Origin of the sequence: Ralstonia flaminis (assembly GCF_958415495.1) — a bacterium.
In the GTDB taxonomy this organism is placed as follows: domain Bacteria; phylum Pseudomonadota; class Gammaproteobacteria; order Burkholderiales; family Burkholderiaceae; genus Ralstonia; species Ralstonia flaminis.
Genome location: NZ_CATZLL010000004.1, coordinates 237,160 through 250,869, shown reverse-complemented (window position 1 = coordinate 250,869; position 13,710 = coordinate 237,160). Strand labels below are relative to the sequence as shown.

The following is a 13,710-nucleotide window of genomic DNA, read 5'->3' as shown; positions in this document are numbered from 1 at the left end:
TTGATTTTGCTGTGACTGCTGAACGCCCCACGCCCCGCCCGACGCCGAATGCACGCCGCCTGTCCATCGCCCCGATGATGGATTGGACAGATAGACATTGCCGCTATTTCCATCGCCAGATCAGCCGCCACACGTGGCTCTACACTGAAATGGTGACGACGGGCGCGCTGCTGCATGGGGACGTGCCGCGTCACCTCGATTTCGACGAAGTGGAGCATCCCGTCGCCCTGCAACTCGGTGGTAGCGAGCCCGATGATCTGGCCAAGGCTGCCCGCCTTGGTGAGCAGTGGGGTTACAAAGAGATCAACCTCAATTGTGGCTGCCCGTCCGAGCGCGTGCAGCGTGGCGCGTTCGGCGCGTGCCTGATGGCCGAACCGAAGCTGGTGGCCGAAGGCGTCAAGGCGATGCGCGACGCAGTGTCGATTCCGGTCACGGTCAAGCACCGCATCGGCATCGACGCCATCGAAACCTACGATTTCGTGCGCGATTTCGTCGGCACCATTGCCGAGGCCGGTTGCGAGACGTTCATCGTCCACGCGCGCAACGCCATCCTGAAGGGTTTGAGCCCGAAGGAAAACCGCGAGATTCCGCCGCTGCGCTACGAGGTGGTCTACCAGCTCAAACGCGATTTCCCGCATCTGGAGATATTGCTCAACGGTGGTGTGCAGACGCTGGAGCAGATCGACTCGCATCTTGCACACGTCGACGGTGTGATGATCGGCCGTGAGGCGTATCACCACCCGCACCTGATGGCCGCGTTTGACGCGCGCTACTACGATGCCGGCACGCAAGCGCTCACGCGCGCCGAGGTGGAGGACGTAATGATTGCCTACGTCGGCCGCTGGGTAGAGCGGGGTGGTTATGCTGGCGCGGCGGTACGGCACATGTTGGGGTTGTACCGCGGCGTTGCGGGTGCGCGTGGCTGGCGGCGGGTGCTGTCGGACTCCAAGGCGCTTGGCCGCGTCAAGACGCTGGCCGATGCCCATGCATTGTTTGATGAGGCACGAGCCCACCTGCGGCGCGGCGCGGAATCGGGCGAGGAGGCGGCCACCGCATAAATTGCGGCAACCCCTAGCCACGCCGGAAGAATGTTTGTATAATCTCGTTTTTCGCGAATCAGTCTGTTCTGACTGGTTGCACGATGGTGGCTGTAGCTCAGTTGGTAGAGTCCCAGATTGTGATTCTGGTTGTCGTGGGTTCGAGTCCCATCAGTCACCCCAAAGATTTGTAGAAAAGCCCGCTTCTTGCGGGCTTTTTTGCGTTCAAGCGTCTGCCACTATGGTTCCCTGGTGGTATACGACCTTCCAGCCATCAATCGCGCGTCGCCAAAGTGTTGACCGGCGTGTCGTGCGATTCGATTGCGCCAACGTATACGTCAGCAGATAGTTGTCCGGCGCAATCTCCTGGCAGCGGAAGTCACGCGTTTGCCAGAATTCCTCCCCGATGTGCCCGTGCCGCGCATCCAGCACGCCGAGCACGTAACTGCGGCTGTAGCGCTGGCCTGATGCGCCAACTTCCCAGAAATCCTCAGTCGTCATGCGCTCGAAATCTTCGCGGCGGGTGCCGAACTCCGGGCGGTGGAAGATGGGTTCGCGCTTGCGCAATTCTTCCAGCACATCGAGCAGGGTGGGGGCGGTGTCCAGACACGGTTCCATGCGGCGAGCCTCCTGGGAAAGATCCAAGCATAACCGCATCGCCGCAACGTTCGTGCAGCCAGGGTTGCGGCGCTGCACAATGCGCGCGCCGGGCATCGCCCCTATGATGGCGCCTTCGCCTTTTTCGGAAACGTTTCAATGCAACGCACTGTCCATCTGGGCCTGTCTTCGCTGACGGTCGCTTTGTCGCTCGCGTTTGGTGCTGGCGCTTTTGCTGCCACGCTCCAGAAATCTCAGCTCGACGCGCTGGTTGTGGCCGAGCAATCCAAGGCCTCGGCTGACCTCAACAGTTTCCTTGCTGCCGCTGCCAAGGCCGATCCGCAGGTTGCGGGTAGCGTTGCTGCGTATCAAAAGAAGGCTACGCTAACCGGTGATGATCTCGTCAACATTGGCCGTCTGCTCGGCGTGTACAACCGCCTGCACAACCAGCAGGCCGTGATCGGCTCGATCGAGAAGATGGTCGCGCTGCCCACGGTGCGCGACGACAAGATTCCGCAGCACGAGAACCCCGCCATCGTGGCGTTCGGCAAGCTGGTCGAGGGCATGGCCCGCGACTTCGGCCTGAAATACCGCAACGTCGACAACCGCGTATTTGAAGTCACGCTGCCCGGCACCGGCTCGGACGAGTTCGGCATCCTGACGCATGCCGACGTCGTGCCCGCGAAGGCGGAAGAGTGGGTGCTGCCCGACGGCACCAAACTCGATCCGTTCAAGGTCACGCGCGTGGGCAGCCTGCTGTACGGCCGCGGCACCATTGACGACAAGGGCTCGATTGCCGCTGCGCTGTACGCCATGAAGACGGTCAAGGACAGCGGTGTGCCGCTTGCGCGCACCATCCGCCTGATGATCGAAACCACCGAGGAAACCGGCGGTGACGGCATGAAGTACTACCGTGAGCACACGCAGCTGCCTGCGTACAACATCGTGCTCGATAGCAAGTACCCGGCTGTCGTGGCCGAGAAGGGCACGGGTGCACTGAAGGTGTTCTTCCCCGCCCAGGCTGGGGATGCCGCGCATACGGCGATTGTTTCGATGACCGGAGCGGCATCGGCCAGCTCCATCCCCCAGACGGCCACGGCCACGCTCAAGGGTGGCGATCTGGGTGTGGCCGCCGCCGCGCTCGAAGCCAAGCGCGATGCCTTTGTGAGCAGCTTGGCGGCGCAAGGCAAGTTCTCGATCGACATCACGCGCAATGCGGACAGCATCGTCGTGAAGGTCACCGGTACCTCAGCACACGGCTCGCGTCCGGAAGAGGGCGTCAACCCGCTGCCGCGCCTGGCGCTGTTCCTGCGCGCAGCGGATCTGGGTCTGGCTGACAACGCCTACGCACACGCCGTGCGTTACCTGACCGACCTCTACGGCACCGACTACCTCGGCAGCACTATGGGCCTCGCCTACAAAGACGACTTCATGGGCCCGCTCACCATCTCGCCCACCGTGATCGGCGACAAGAACGGCCGCGTGGAGGTGACCGCCAACGTGCGCATGCCGCGCGGCAAGACGCCCGAGGCGCTGCGCGGCGAGATCGCCGGCAAGATCAATGCATGGGCCAACGCCAACCATGTCGCCCTGGAGATCAACCACGACCAGGGCAACTGGATGGCACGTGATCCGAAGGGGGCCTGGCTGTCGACGCTGCTCAACATCTACGGCGACACGACCGGCCTGGACGCCAAGCCGGTGCCGACCGCCGGCAGCACCACGGCCAAGCTGATGCCGAACGCCATCAACTTTGGCCCGGCCATGCCCGGCAAGAAGTACACCGCGCACAACGCCAACGAGTACAAGGAGGTGCCGGATCTCGACCTGGATATGCAGATGTTCACCGAGATGCTAGTGCGCATCGGCAACCTGCCGTCGATGCAATAAACGTCGCACGATCGCCATGAAGATCATCCGCGCCAAGTCGTTTACCGCCGAGCGTGCCTGGGGTGCGCTCGACATTGCCAATATGGGCGGCATCACCACGCGCCTGCATTGGACCGATCAGCCCTATCGCTGGCACGTGAACGATGGCGAGGAGGTCTTCGTGGTGCTCGACGGTACCGTCGACATGCACTATCGAGAGGGTGGTGCGGAGTTGGTTGCTGTATTGGAGCCGGGCGATATTTTTTTCGCCGGCATGGGGTGTGAGCATGTGGCCCACCCACGCGGTGCCGCGCGCATCCTTGTTGTCGAGAAGGCCGGTAGCGTCTAGCCGAGCCAGCAAGTTGCGACGCAAAAAAAAGCCCGCAATTAGCGGGCTTCGAATTCAGCGATCTCAATTGCCCCTGAGGGCATTAGCAATACTACTGTCACGTACGCCAAACAAAATCCGGGTAAACGTCCGTTTTGCCGGCGGAACATCCTCGGATGTGGCGCTGCAGCAACATGCGGACTGAAAAAACAGCCCGCACAAATGGCGGGCCGAAAATCAGTTGAAGAAAGCCCTGTCCTCAGGGCCCGGCCAGTGTATGAAATCAGTTGCGGCGGCAGCATTGGGGTATGCCCTGATCCGAGTCGCGCCGTGACGCATTGGTGTCAACAACGCTCGGCACCCGCTGGGAGGGCCGCCGCCGGAATTGCGTCCAGCATGCGGCAGATCGCGGCCATGCTGCCGACCATCGTGCGGCGCTGCTCCCCTTGATAGATGCGTACTCCCTGGGTTTGGCGGAAGGGCACCGGATGCACCGGGCGGCGGGAAGACATCGATCCGAGTCGCATGGCAGACCTCGTGAGTTCGGGTGAAAAAGCGGGCGGCAAGACGCCGCCCCGGCGAGCCAACGGCTCACCTCCGGGTAAGGCAAAACAACAAGGGGAAAACGGCGCGTGCGCGCCTGAGACTTACGGGGCGGCTGGCCGGATCAGGCCGACAGCCAAGCCCTCCAGGTGAAATTCGTCGCGATCCAGGTCGACGTGGATTGGCTCGAACTCAGGGTTCTCGGCGATCAGCTCCACATGACGGCCCTTGCGCTGGAAGCGCTTGACCGTAACGTCGTCCCCCAGGCGTGCCACGACAATCTTGCCGTTGGTGGCCTCGGTCGCGCGCTGCACGGCTAGCAGGTCGCCATCGAGAATGCCGGCATCGCGCATGCTCATGCCACGCACTTTCAGCAGGAAGTCCGGTTGGGCGGAGAACAGTGACGGATCGACCTGGTATTGCCGATCAATATGCTCAGCGGCCAGGATTGGACTACCAGCAGCCACACGGCCCACCAGCGGCAACGTCAATTGCATCAACCCCATCGATGGCAGCGAAAACTGGTGCTGACTCGCATCCGTGCCCGTCGCGCGCAGCCGGATGCCGCGGGAGGCGCCGGGCGTCAGCTCGATCACGCCCTTGCGCGCCAGCGCCCGAAGGTGCTCTTCAGCAGCGTTGGGCGACGAGAAGCCAAACTCCGCGGCAATCTCGGCGCGGGTGGGCGGAAAGCCTGTGCGCTGGATCGTCTGGCGGATCAGGTCGTAGATCTGCTGCTGGCGAGCGGTGAGGGTGGCCATTGGTGCACTGTATATCTGAACAGGTGCTGTGATTTTATACAGTGATGCGGGAAGCGCAAGTGATTTCGTTGTGACGTGTTGCGCGGTTGCGCCGCAGCCTCTGACCCAGGTCAAAACCTGTGCGGCTGGTTAGAAGCTTATGCGCAATCCATGCAGGCGCTGCGAAGGGGAATCGCATAAAATCAAGGCCTTGACCGTATTTTGCACTGCCACAAAGCCTCGTTGGGCTGGCCAAACGTCACCATGTCCGCATTCAACCAAGAGACCGTTCTGAGCGTCCATCACTGGAACGACTCCCTGTTCAGCTTCAAGACCACGCGCGATCAGGCGCTGCGCTTCCATAACGGCCACTTCGTCATGATTGGTCTGGAAGTCGAGGGCAAGCCGCTGATGCGTGCTTACAGCATTGCCAGCCCGAACTACGAAGAGCATCTGGAATTCTTCAGCATCAAGGTCCAGAACGGTCCGCTCACCTCGCGCCTGCAGCACCTGAAAGTCGGCGACAAGCTGCTGGTGAGCAAGAAGCCGGTCGGCACGCTCGTGTTGGATGATCTGCTGCCCGGCAAGAATCTGTACCTATTCGGTACCGGCACTGGCCTGGCGCCGTTCATGAGCATCATCCAAGACCCGGACACCTACGAGCGCTTCGAAAAAGTCGTGCTGCTGCACGGCGTGCGCCAGGTGAGCGAATTGGCCTATGCCGACTTCATCACCAGCGAGTTGCCGAACAACGAATTCTTCGGTGACCAAGTGCGTGAGAAGTTGATTTACTACCCGACCGTCACGCGCGAGCCGTTCCGCAACATGGGCCGCCTGACCGATCTCGTGGACAACGGCAAGCTGTCTGCCGACATCGGGCTGCCGCCGCTGGACCCGGCCGTCGATCGCGCCATGATTTGTGGCAGCCCGGCCATGCTGGATGACACCTGCAAGCTGCTTGATGCGCGTGGCTTCAAGATTTCGCCGCGCATGGGCGAGGCCGGTGACTATGTGATCGAGCGCGCTTTCGTCGAGAAGTAAGCACCGCTCTTCTGTTGCAGACGCCGGCCTGAGTGCCGGCGTTTTGCTTTGGCGCTTGCCCAAGGGCAATCCCGCGTCGGCAAAGGCGGGACGCGCGGATACAATGCGCGCCTTGCTCACCACGCATGTCCACAACGATGTCCTTGCCTACCATTGCCATCCTCGCTACCGGTGGCACGATCGCCGGGTCCGCCGATGATGCGGGCTCGGCTGCCCGCTACCGTGCCGGCGCCGTACCCATCGATCAATTGCTTGCGGCCAGCAAACTTGGGCTGGAGCGCATTGCCAATGTGCGTGCCGAGCAGGTCGCTCAGATTGACAGCAAGGACCTGACCTTTGATGTGTGGGAGAAACTGGTCGCGCGCATCCGCCACTGGATCGACGTCGAGCGCGTGGATGGTGTGGTCATCACGCACGGCACGGACACGCTCGAAGAGACGGCCATGCTGTTGCACCTGACGCAGCAGACAGACGCGCCCATCGTTGTGACTGCAGCGATGCGGCCGTCGACCTCGCTGTCGGCGGATGGCCCGCTGAACCTGCTGAATGCTGTGCGACTGGCTGCCAGTCCGGCCTCGCGCGGGCGCGGTGTATTGGTGGCGCTCAATCAGCGCGTGCACGCGGCACGTGATGTGCAGAAAGGACACACCTACGCGGTGGAGGCGTTTGTCTCGCCGGATAATGGTCCGGTGGGCTTTGTCCTCGACACGCAGGTGCAGTTCTCGCGTGCGACCCAGCGCCCGGCCTCGGCCGACATGCTGCCCATGCCGCAGGCGGGCCAATGGCCATGGGTGGAGGTGCTGGCAAGCTACGCGCAACCGGATGCGCGACTGGTCGATGCGCTTGTGGCGGCTGGCGTGAAGGGGCTGGTAATCGCGGCGACTGGCGCGGGCTCCATCCACACAAATCTCGAGACTGCACTGGAGCGCGCCAGCCAGCAAGGCGTGTTTGTGCTGCGTTCGACACGTACCGGCGCCGGCGTCGTGCCCGCGCAACCCAATGGGCAGGGCTGGGCCTCCACGGGCACGCTCAATCCGTATAAGGCGCGCGTACTACTGATGCTGCTTCTCGCGGCCGGGCGTGCCCAGGCAGAAGCTGCCTCCCTACAGCAAGTCATTGATCGGTATTGAAAAAATCGTCAAAGCCTGCGTATAATGGCAGGCTAACCAACCTTGCTGCACCGGAGTGTGACGCCCGGGCGGCTTAATCCACAAGGAGCGTCAATGCGTCATTACGAAATCGTCTTCATCGTCCATCCGGACCAGAGCGAGCAAGTGCCTGCGATGATCGAGCGCTACAAGAGCACGGTCACCACGCAAGGCGGCCAAGTGCATCGCGTCGAGGATTGGGGCCGTCGTCAACTGGCCTACATGATCCAGAAGCTGGCTAAGGCCCACTACGTGTGCATGAACATCGAGTGCGGCAAGGAAACCCTGGCTGAGCTCGAGCACGCGTTCAAGTTCAACGACGCCGTGCTGCGTCACCTCATCGTTCAGACCAAGAAGGCTGAAACGGCTCCGTCGCCGATGATGAAGGAAGTGGCACGCGAAGAGGCCAAGAAGGCCGCCGCTCAGACTGAACAGGCCGCCTAATGCCGCGCGGTGCGGCGTACGTTTGATCACGCGCCGCGAGCATGGACGGAAACCCCGGGGACAACGCCATCAACCGCCTGCAGCTCGTCGCCACATTGGTCGAGCGCGAGGTGATGCGATACACCCCAGCCGGCGTGCCCATCGTCAATTGCCTGTTGACCTACAGCGGGCAGGCGATGGAAGCGCAAACGGCGCGACAGGTCGAGTTTTCGATCGAAGCGCTGGGCGCTGGCAAGATGGCCTCCGTTCTGGACCGCATCGCACCGGGCACCGTCTTGGATTGCGTCGGATTCCTGGCTCGCAAGCACCGCAGCAGCAAGACACTGGTCTTTCACATCTCCGGATGTAACGTATTCGTAAAGGATTGAATCATGGCATTCATGAACAAGAAGCAGCGCGACGCGAAGAACAAGAAGCGCTTCCAGCAGCAAAACCCGCTGTTCAAGCGCAAGAAGTTCTGCCGCTTCACCGTGGCAGGCGTTGAGCAAATCGACTACAAGGATGTCGATCTGCTCAAGGACTTCATCGGCGAGAACGGTAAGATCACTCCGGCCCGCCTGACCGGCACGCGCGCGATCTATCAGCGCCAGCTCGATACGGCCATCAAGCGTGCGCGTTTCCTCGCGCTGATGCCGTACACCGATCAGCACAAGAAGTAATCGGCGCGGATAAGGAGAACAAACGATGCAAGTCATTCTGCTGGAAAAAGTCATCAACCTGGGTAACCTGGGCGACGTGGTGCGTGTGAAGGACGGTTACGCCCGTAACTTCCTGATCCCGCAAAAGCAAGCGCGCCGTGCTACGGCTTCGGCAATCAAGGAATTCGAAGCTCGCCGCGCTGAGCTGGAAAAGCTGGCTGCTGAAAAGCTGGCTGCTGCACAAGCCGAGGGCGAAAAGCTGAACGGCCTGGCGCTGCAACTGTCGCAAAAGGCTGGTGTGGACGGCCGCCTGTTCGGCTCCGTCACGAACCACGACATCGCTGACGCACTGGTTGCTCAAGGCTTCAAGGTCGAGAAGGCGCAAGTGCGTCTGCCGAACGGCCCGCTGAAGACCACGGGCGATCACGCGGTCGTCGTGTCGCTGCACACCGATGTGGCGGTCGACGTGACCGTGTCGGTGCAAGGCGAGACCGTCTAAGCACGTACGCTGCACCTCGCGACGCCCGGATAACCGGCTGGCGCGAGTCAAGAAGGCAGGGACGAAAGTCTCTGCCTTTTTTTGTTGTCATTTGTGTCAGGGGTTCAGATTGAAGACCGAGCAGCGCCGCTATAATCCCGCCATGAACGCGCCCTCCGATCCCCAGCTCGATTCCCTCAAGGTGCCCCCGCATTCCATCGAGGCCGAACAGTCGGTGCTCGGCGGGTTGCTGCTGGATAACGCCGCCTGGGATCGTATTGCCGACTTCATCAACGAAGGCGATTTTTATCGCTACGACCACCGGCTGATTTTCCATCACATCGGCAAGTTGATCTCACAGGCCAAGCCGGCTGACGTGATCACCGTGTATGAGCAGCTGCAGGTCGTCGGCAAGGCGGAAGAGGTGGGCGGCCTGGCCTATCTGAACGCGCTGGCGCAGAACACGCCGAGTGCGGCCAACATCCGCCGCTATGCCGAGATCGTTCGTGACCGTGGTGTGCTCCGTCAGCTGGTGACGATTTCGGATGAGATTTCCGCCGGCGCTTTCAACCCGCAGGGGCGCGACGTTCGCCAACTGCTGGACGAAGCCGAATCCAAGGTGTTTGCGATTGCCGAAGAGGGCGCACGCGGACAGAAGGGCTTCCTTGAAATCCAGCCGCTGCTGACGCAGGTGGTCGAGCGGATCGACGAGCTGTACCACCGTGACAACCAGAGTGACATCACGGGTGTGCCGACGGGTTTTGTGGACCTCGACCGCATGACCAGCGGGATGCAGGGCGGTGATCTGATCATCGTGGCTGGCCGTCCGTCGATGGGTAAGACGGCGTTCTCGCTGAACATTGGCGAACACGTGGCTGTGGAGCAGGGCCTGCCGGTGGCGGTGTTCTCGATGGAAATGGCGGGCACACAGCTCGCCATGCGTATGCTGGGTTCGGTTGGCCGGCTGGATCAGCACCGGTTGCGTACGGGGCGCCTGCTCGATGAGGACTGGCCGCGCTTGACGCACGCGATCCAGAAGATGAATGACGCGCAGCTCTTCATCGATGAAACGCCAGCCTTGAACCCGATGGAATTGCGTGCGCGCTCGCGCCGCCTTGCGCGCCAGTGCGGGCAACTCGGCCTGATCGTTATCGACTACCTGCAGCTGATGTCGGGTTCGGGTAGCGGTGAGAATCGCGCAACCGAAATCTCAGAGATCTCGCGTTCGCTCAAGGGCTTGGCTAAGGAACTCAATTGCCCGGTGATCGCGCTGTCGCAGCTGAACCGAAGCCTGGAGCAGCGCCCGAACAAGCGCCCGGTGATGTCGGACTTGCGAGAGTCCGGCGCTATCGAACAGGATGCCGACGTGATTCTGTTCATCTATCGCGATCAGGTTTACAACCCCGATTCCCCGGACAAGGGCACGGCCGAAATCATCATCGGTAAGCAGCGTAACGGTCCGATCGGTACCGTTCGGCTCACGTTCCTGGGTGAATATACGAAGTTCGATAACTTCACGGGTGGCAACGCCTTCTTTGACAACGACACGTAAAGCATTTTCGTGTCGGTCTGCCACAACGTGCCATGCATGATGGGCGCTCGGTTCCGGTAAAATATTGCGTTTTGATGACAGCGCCCGCGGTGATCCCGTCCGGCGCTGTTTTTACGACGTCAGCATTCCTCCGTTTCCAAGGATCATCATGTTCGGTCGCTTCATGCCCACCGAAGGCAAGTTTTTCGAATACTTCAATCAGCACGCCGAGTGCGCCGTCAAAGCGGCCCACGCGCTCAAGGAGCTGGTCAACGACCTGCCCAATGCAGAAATGCATGCGCGCAACGTGCAGAACTTCGAAAAGAAGGCCGACCGCATCACGCATGACACGGTCGAGCTGCTGCACAAGACCTTCATCACGCCGCTCGATCGCGACGAGATCCACAAGCTGATCACGACGATGGACGACATCCTCGATCTCATGGAGGACGTGTCGCTCACCATCTCGCTGTACGACGTGACCAACGTGACCGACGAATCGCGCCAGCTCGCTACCATCTGCGTGGCCTGCTGCGAGGAAGTCCGCAAGGCCGTGGCGCTGCTCAGCGACATGAACAACGGCCGCCAGATCCTGACCATCGCACAGGAAATCGACCGCCTGGAATCCGAGGCCGACCGTGTGATGCGCGCCGCCATGGCCAAGCTGTTTCGCACCGAGAGCGACATCAAGCTGCTGATCAAGCTCAAGGCGATTTACGAGCAACTGGAGAGCGTCACTGACCGTTGCGAGGATGTCGCCAACATCATCGAAGGCATCGTGCTCGAAAACGCCTGACGAGACGACGCCTCATGCATACGCTTCAGATCAGTCTCTGGGTGGTCGTCCTGCTGGTGGGACTGGCCATCGTGTTCGACTTCATGAACGGCTTTCACGATGCGGCCAACTCCATCGCTACGGTGGTGTCGACTGGCGTGCTCAAGCCGCAGCAGGCAGTGGCGATGGCCGCCGCCTGCAACGTGATCGCCATTTTCATTTTCCACCTCAAGGTGGCAACCACGGTGGGTCGGGACACCATCGATCCATCGATCGTCGACCACTACGTCATCTTCGGGGCGTTGGTGGGGGCCATTGTGTGGAACATCATCACGTGGTACTACGGCATCCCGTCGAGCTCATCGCACGCGCTGATTGGCGGCCTGATTGGCGCGGCTGTAGCCAAGTCCGGTACGGGTTCGCTGGTGGCGAGCGGTCTGCTCAAGACGGTGGCCTTCATCCTGATTTCGCCGCTGCTGGGCTTCATTCTCGGGTCGATCCTGATGGTGGCGGTGTCGTGGTTGTTCTTCCGAACGCCGCCATCCAAGGTGGACCGGTGGTTCCGGCGGCTGCAACTGCTGTCGGCGTCGCTCTATAGCCTGGGTCACGGTGGTAATGATGCGCAGAAGACCATTGGCATCATCTGGATGCTGCTGATCGCCGGTGGCTATGCATCGGCCACGGCGACTGAGCCGCCGGTGTGGGTCATCGTCTGCTGCTATGTGGCGATCGGCCTGGGCACGTTGATGGGCGGCTGGCGCATCGTGCGCACGATGGGGCAAAAGATCACCAAGCTCAAGCCGGTGGGTGGTTTCTGCGCAGAAACCGGCGGTGCGCTGACGCTGTTCTTTGCATCGGCCCTGGGTGTGCCAGTGTCGACCACGCATACGATCACCGGCGCCATTGTCGGTGTGGGCTCGGCGCAGAAGGCCTCGGCCGTGCGTTGGGGCGTGGCGGGCAACATCGTCTGGGCGTGGATTCTGACGATTCCCGCGTCTGCGTTCATGGCTGCGATTGCTTGGTGGATCGGCCGGCATGTGCTGTAAGCCGATTGCCAACGCGTAAAGAGAAACGCCCACCAATTGGTGGGCGTTTTGTTTTGGGATTGCCGGTGCGCTACTGTGTGGCGAAGCGGGCGATGGGGTCGTCGTCCACAGGTATGGTGGTGGACGGTGTGCTGCGTGCACGAGCGAGAGCGCCCAGCGGGTCTTCGTCGATCATCCGTGCTGATGGAGCAGGCGCGGCCTGGACCGGCGTGACGACAGGGGCGGGTGCATCCGGCAGATTGCCGACCGCAACCACGCGGCGTGCACCCATGTAGCGGCTCGCCCAGTAGGACTTGGTCATGTCCTCCAGGCGCACCGTGCCGCCGGTGGCCGGTGCATGCACAAACCGATTCTGGCCAACATAGATGCCAACGTGCGAGTTCGGCTGGCCCGTGGTGTTGAAGAAAACGAGGTCGCCCGACGCCACGTCGCGGCGTTCCAGCGAGGTACCGCGACGGCCCATTTCAGCCGCAGTACGGGGCAGATTCACGGAGGCGGCACGCTGTACGACATAGCGTACGAGCCCACTGCAATCGAAGCCCGTATCAGGCGTATTGCCGCCGTAGCGGTAGGGGGTGCCGACCAGCGCCATGGCTTCGATGGAGATTTCTTCCAGGCCAGCGCTCGGGTCATTGATTGCGGCGCCGCGTGTGCGCAGCCCGGTGGTATCGCGCGAGGCGGTGGAGCGGGTAGGCGTCGATGAGCAGGCCGACAGCAGGCACACCAGCGCCAGCAGGGCGGTGCCTGCCAGTCGGGTGTTGCCATGAGGAGAACGGTGCCGCGTCTGCATGCGCCATCAGGAAAGTCCGGATAGATCGCATGCTATGCGCTCAACGCCCGAAATGCCAAATTCGGGCCGAACTGGGCCAGGCGGCGTGTTGGCGGGGCGCAACGCCAAGCGGGGCGCGGGTCTGTGAAATTTGCTCCGATGGCGTCGCGGTTTGCGGGTAGTGTTACCAGCTCAACTGCACGTTGCGCGTGCTGCCGGTTTGTACCGTGGCACGTTTGGTCGTGCCCTGGTAGGTCGCGATGACGTTGTAGCTGGCTGGCGGAGCCTTGATCAGGCAGCGCGGACCATCGGCGTGGAATTTGGCGACTTCTTTGCCATGCCGGGTAATTTGCACGTCAACATCGGCAAGGTATTCACCACGCGGCCCCTGTGTGAATACCAGGGACAGGTTGTAGTTGCGCGCTTCGGCGTTCAATGCCTGTTGTTCATCCTGGGCAACGCCACCGCAGACGTAACTGATCTGGCCGGCGGTTCGCGGCGTAAGGTCGTTGCCCAGCGCGGTGGACGCGCCGGCGGACAACAGCATTGCCAGCGCGACGCAGGGGAGTGTTGCCGGCGTACGGAACTGCGGATTTCGCTGTGTGAACATCGTCGAGCCTCCTGCAGGTGAATGATCGGTAATGAGCATGTAGCAAGAAAAAGGCCGCGCAACGGCGCGGCCTTGTGGCACAACGATTTGCGGCGATTGGATTTGCCGCAGGATCGTGA

Annotated in this window: 17 protein-coding genes and 1 tRNA gene; 13 read left to right on the top strand and 5 right to left on the bottom strand. The window is 61.6% G+C overall.

The features are described from left to right. The first annotated feature begins 11 nt into the window (after window positions 1–11). Together dusA and R2N11_RS08060 are read left to right on the top strand one after the other, a co-directional pair. Entirely contained in the window at window positions 12–1,058 is a 1,047-nt protein-coding gene (dusA, locus tag R2N11_RS08065; protein WP_316680758.1) for a tRNA dihydrouridine(20/20a) synthase DusA, read from the top strand. A gap of 86 nt (window positions 1,059–1,144) precedes the next feature. Continuing rightward, window positions 1,145–1,220 (top strand) — tRNA-His (locus R2N11_RS08060). Between the two features lie 42 nt (window positions 1,221–1,262). On the opposite strand, the gene R2N11_RS08055 is transcribed toward R2N11_RS08060, so the two are convergent. Next, on the bottom strand, window positions 1,263–1,655 hold the full coding sequence (locus tag R2N11_RS08055) for a nuclear transport factor 2 family protein (RefSeq protein ID WP_316680757.1): 393 nt from the start codon (window positions 1,653–1,655) through the stop codon (window positions 1,263–1,265). A 138-nt stretch (window positions 1,656–1,793) separates the two neighbouring features. Between R2N11_RS08055 and R2N11_RS08050 the strand changes: the two genes are divergently transcribed. Continuing rightward, complete coding sequence (locus R2N11_RS08050; protein WP_316680756.1) at window positions 1,794–3,524, top strand: dipeptidase; 1,731 nt, start codon at window positions 1,794–1,796, stop codon at window positions 3,522–3,524. 16 nt (window positions 3,525–3,540) lie between these two features. Next, the gene (locus tag R2N11_RS08045) at window positions 3,541–3,852 is read left to right on the top strand and encodes a cupin (RefSeq protein WP_199032332.1); all 312 of its coding nucleotides are present in this window, start codon (window positions 3,541–3,543) and stop codon (window positions 3,850–3,852) included. Between the two features lie 323 nt (window positions 3,853–4,175). Here R2N11_RS08045 and R2N11_RS08040 read toward each other — a convergent pair whose 3' ends face one another. Both R2N11_RS08040 and lexA read right to left on the bottom strand, forming a co-directional pair. Next, on the bottom strand, window positions 4,176–4,358 hold the full coding sequence (locus R2N11_RS08040) for a hypothetical protein (RefSeq protein ID WP_316680755.1): 183 nt from the start codon (window positions 4,356–4,358) through the stop codon (window positions 4,176–4,178). Window positions 4,359–4,478: 120 nt separating this feature from the next. Continuing rightward, window positions 4,479–5,132: a transcriptional repressor LexA gene (lexA, locus tag R2N11_RS08035; protein WP_316680754.1), complete on the bottom strand. Its 654-nt coding sequence runs from the start codon at window positions 5,130–5,132 to the stop codon at window positions 4,479–4,481. Window positions 5,133–5,375: 243 nt separating this feature from the next. Between lexA and R2N11_RS08030 the strand changes: the two genes are divergently transcribed. The 9 genes from R2N11_RS08030 (at window position 5,376) to R2N11_RS07990 (ending at window position 12,212) form a co-directional block, all read left to right on the top strand. Then, window positions 5,376–6,152 carry a ferredoxin--NADP reductase gene (locus R2N11_RS08030; protein WP_021194271.1) on the top strand — a complete coding sequence of 259 codons (777 nt, stop codon included), beginning with the start codon at window positions 5,376–5,378 and terminating at the stop codon, window positions 6,150–6,152. A 125-nt stretch (window positions 6,153–6,277) separates the two neighbouring features. After that, window positions 6,278–7,282, top strand: coding sequence for an asparaginase (locus R2N11_RS08025; protein ID WP_316680753.1), 1,005 nt, complete (start codon window positions 6,278–6,280; stop codon window positions 7,280–7,282). Between the two features lie 93 nt (window positions 7,283–7,375). Continuing rightward, complete coding sequence (rpsF, locus tag R2N11_RS08020) at window positions 7,376–7,744, top strand: 30S ribosomal protein S6 (protein ID WP_039595966.1); 369 nt, start codon at window positions 7,376–7,378, stop codon at window positions 7,742–7,744. 41 nt (window positions 7,745–7,785) lie between these two features. Next, window positions 7,786–8,112: a primosomal replication protein N gene (gene priB / locus R2N11_RS08015; RefSeq protein ID WP_199032336.1), complete on the top strand. Its 327-nt coding sequence runs from the start codon at window positions 7,786–7,788 to the stop codon at window positions 8,110–8,112. A 12-nt stretch (window positions 8,113–8,124) separates the two neighbouring features. Further along, on the top strand, window positions 8,125–8,403 hold the full coding sequence (gene rpsR / locus R2N11_RS08010) for a 30S ribosomal protein S18 (protein ID WP_039596430.1): 279 nt from the start codon (window positions 8,125–8,127) through the stop codon (window positions 8,401–8,403). A 25-nt stretch (window positions 8,404–8,428) separates the two neighbouring features. Continuing rightward, entirely contained in the window at window positions 8,429–8,881 is a 453-nt protein-coding gene (gene rplI, locus R2N11_RS08005; RefSeq protein WP_316680752.1) for a 50S ribosomal protein L9, read from the top strand. A gap of 142 nt (window positions 8,882–9,023) precedes the next feature. Next, window positions 9,024–10,412: a replicative DNA helicase gene (locus R2N11_RS08000; protein ID WP_316680751.1), complete on the top strand. Its 1,389-nt coding sequence runs from the start codon at window positions 9,024–9,026 to the stop codon at window positions 10,410–10,412. A 148-nt stretch (window positions 10,413–10,560) separates the two neighbouring features. After that, window positions 10,561–11,187 (top strand): DUF47 domain-containing protein, encoded by a 627-nt coding sequence (locus R2N11_RS07995; RefSeq protein ID WP_199032339.1) that lies wholly within the window; start codon window positions 10,561–10,563, stop codon window positions 11,185–11,187. A gap of 14 nt (window positions 11,188–11,201) precedes the next feature. Then, complete coding sequence (locus tag R2N11_RS07990; protein WP_199032340.1) at window positions 11,202–12,212, top strand: inorganic phosphate transporter; 1,011 nt, start codon at window positions 11,202–11,204, stop codon at window positions 12,210–12,212. Window positions 12,213–12,282: 70 nt separating this feature from the next. Here the strand turns inward: R2N11_RS07990 and R2N11_RS07985 are convergent, their stop codons facing one another. Together R2N11_RS07985 and R2N11_RS07980 are read right to left on the bottom strand one after the other, a co-directional pair. Next, window positions 12,283–13,002: a C40 family peptidase gene (locus R2N11_RS07985; protein WP_316680750.1), complete on the bottom strand. Its 720-nt coding sequence runs from the start codon at window positions 13,000–13,002 to the stop codon at window positions 12,283–12,285. Window positions 13,003–13,165: 163 nt separating this feature from the next. Continuing rightward, window positions 13,166–13,591, bottom strand: coding sequence for a hypothetical protein (locus R2N11_RS07980; RefSeq protein WP_316680749.1), 426 nt, complete (start codon window positions 13,589–13,591; stop codon window positions 13,166–13,168). Window positions 13,592–13,710: the final 119 nt, after the last annotated feature.

Excerpts from the sequence above, each read along its gene's own strand:
- R2N11_RS07985 (WP_316680750.1), bottom strand. The coding sequence starts at position 13,002 with ATGCAGACGCGGCACCGTTCTCCTCATGGCAACACCCGACTGGCAGGC.
- R2N11_RS08000 (WP_316680751.1), top strand. The coding sequence starts at position 9,024 with ATGAACGCGCCCTCCGATCCCCAGCTCGATTCCCTCAAGGTGCCCCCG.
- R2N11_RS08025 (WP_316680753.1), top strand. The coding sequence starts at position 6,278 with ATGTCCACAACGATGTCCTTGCCTACCATTGCCATCCTCGCTACCGGT.
- R2N11_RS07995 (WP_199032339.1), top strand. The coding sequence starts at position 10,561 with ATGTTCGGTCGCTTCATGCCCACCGAAGGCAAGTTTTTCGAATACTTC.
- priB (WP_199032336.1), top strand. The coding sequence starts at position 7,786 with ATGGACGGAAACCCCGGGGACAACGCCATCAACCGCCTGCAGCTCGTC.
- rpsR (WP_039596430.1), top strand. The coding sequence starts at position 8,125 with ATGAACAAGAAGCAGCGCGACGCGAAGAACAAGAAGCGCTTCCAGCAG.
- R2N11_RS08030 (WP_021194271.1), top strand. The coding sequence starts at position 5,376 with ATGTCCGCATTCAACCAAGAGACCGTTCTGAGCGTCCATCACTGGAAC.
- R2N11_RS08045 (WP_199032332.1), top strand. The coding sequence starts at position 3,541 with ATGAAGATCATCCGCGCCAAGTCGTTTACCGCCGAGCGTGCCTGGGGT.
- R2N11_RS07990 (WP_199032340.1), top strand. The coding sequence starts at position 11,202 with ATGCATACGCTTCAGATCAGTCTCTGGGTGGTCGTCCTGCTGGTGGGA.
- R2N11_RS08040 (WP_316680755.1), bottom strand. The coding sequence starts at position 4,358 with ATGCGACTCGGATCGATGTCTTCCCGCCGCCCGGTGCATCCGGTGCCC.
- R2N11_RS07980 (WP_316680749.1), bottom strand. The coding sequence starts at position 13,591 with ATGTTCACACAGCGAAATCCGCAGTTCCGTACGCCGGCAACACTCCCC.
- rpsF (WP_039595966.1), top strand. The coding sequence starts at position 7,376 with ATGCGTCATTACGAAATCGTCTTCATCGTCCATCCGGACCAGAGCGAG.
- lexA (WP_316680754.1), bottom strand. The coding sequence starts at position 5,132 with ATGGCCACCCTCACCGCTCGCCAGCAGCAGATCTACGACCTGATCCGC.
- rplI (WP_316680752.1), top strand. The coding sequence starts at position 8,429 with ATGCAAGTCATTCTGCTGGAAAAAGTCATCAACCTGGGTAACCTGGGC.
- R2N11_RS08050 (WP_316680756.1), top strand. The coding sequence starts at position 1,794 with ATGCAACGCACTGTCCATCTGGGCCTGTCTTCGCTGACGGTCGCTTTG.
- R2N11_RS08055 (WP_316680757.1), bottom strand. The coding sequence starts at position 1,655 with ATGGAACCGTGTCTGGACACCGCCCCCACCCTGCTCGATGTGCTGGAA.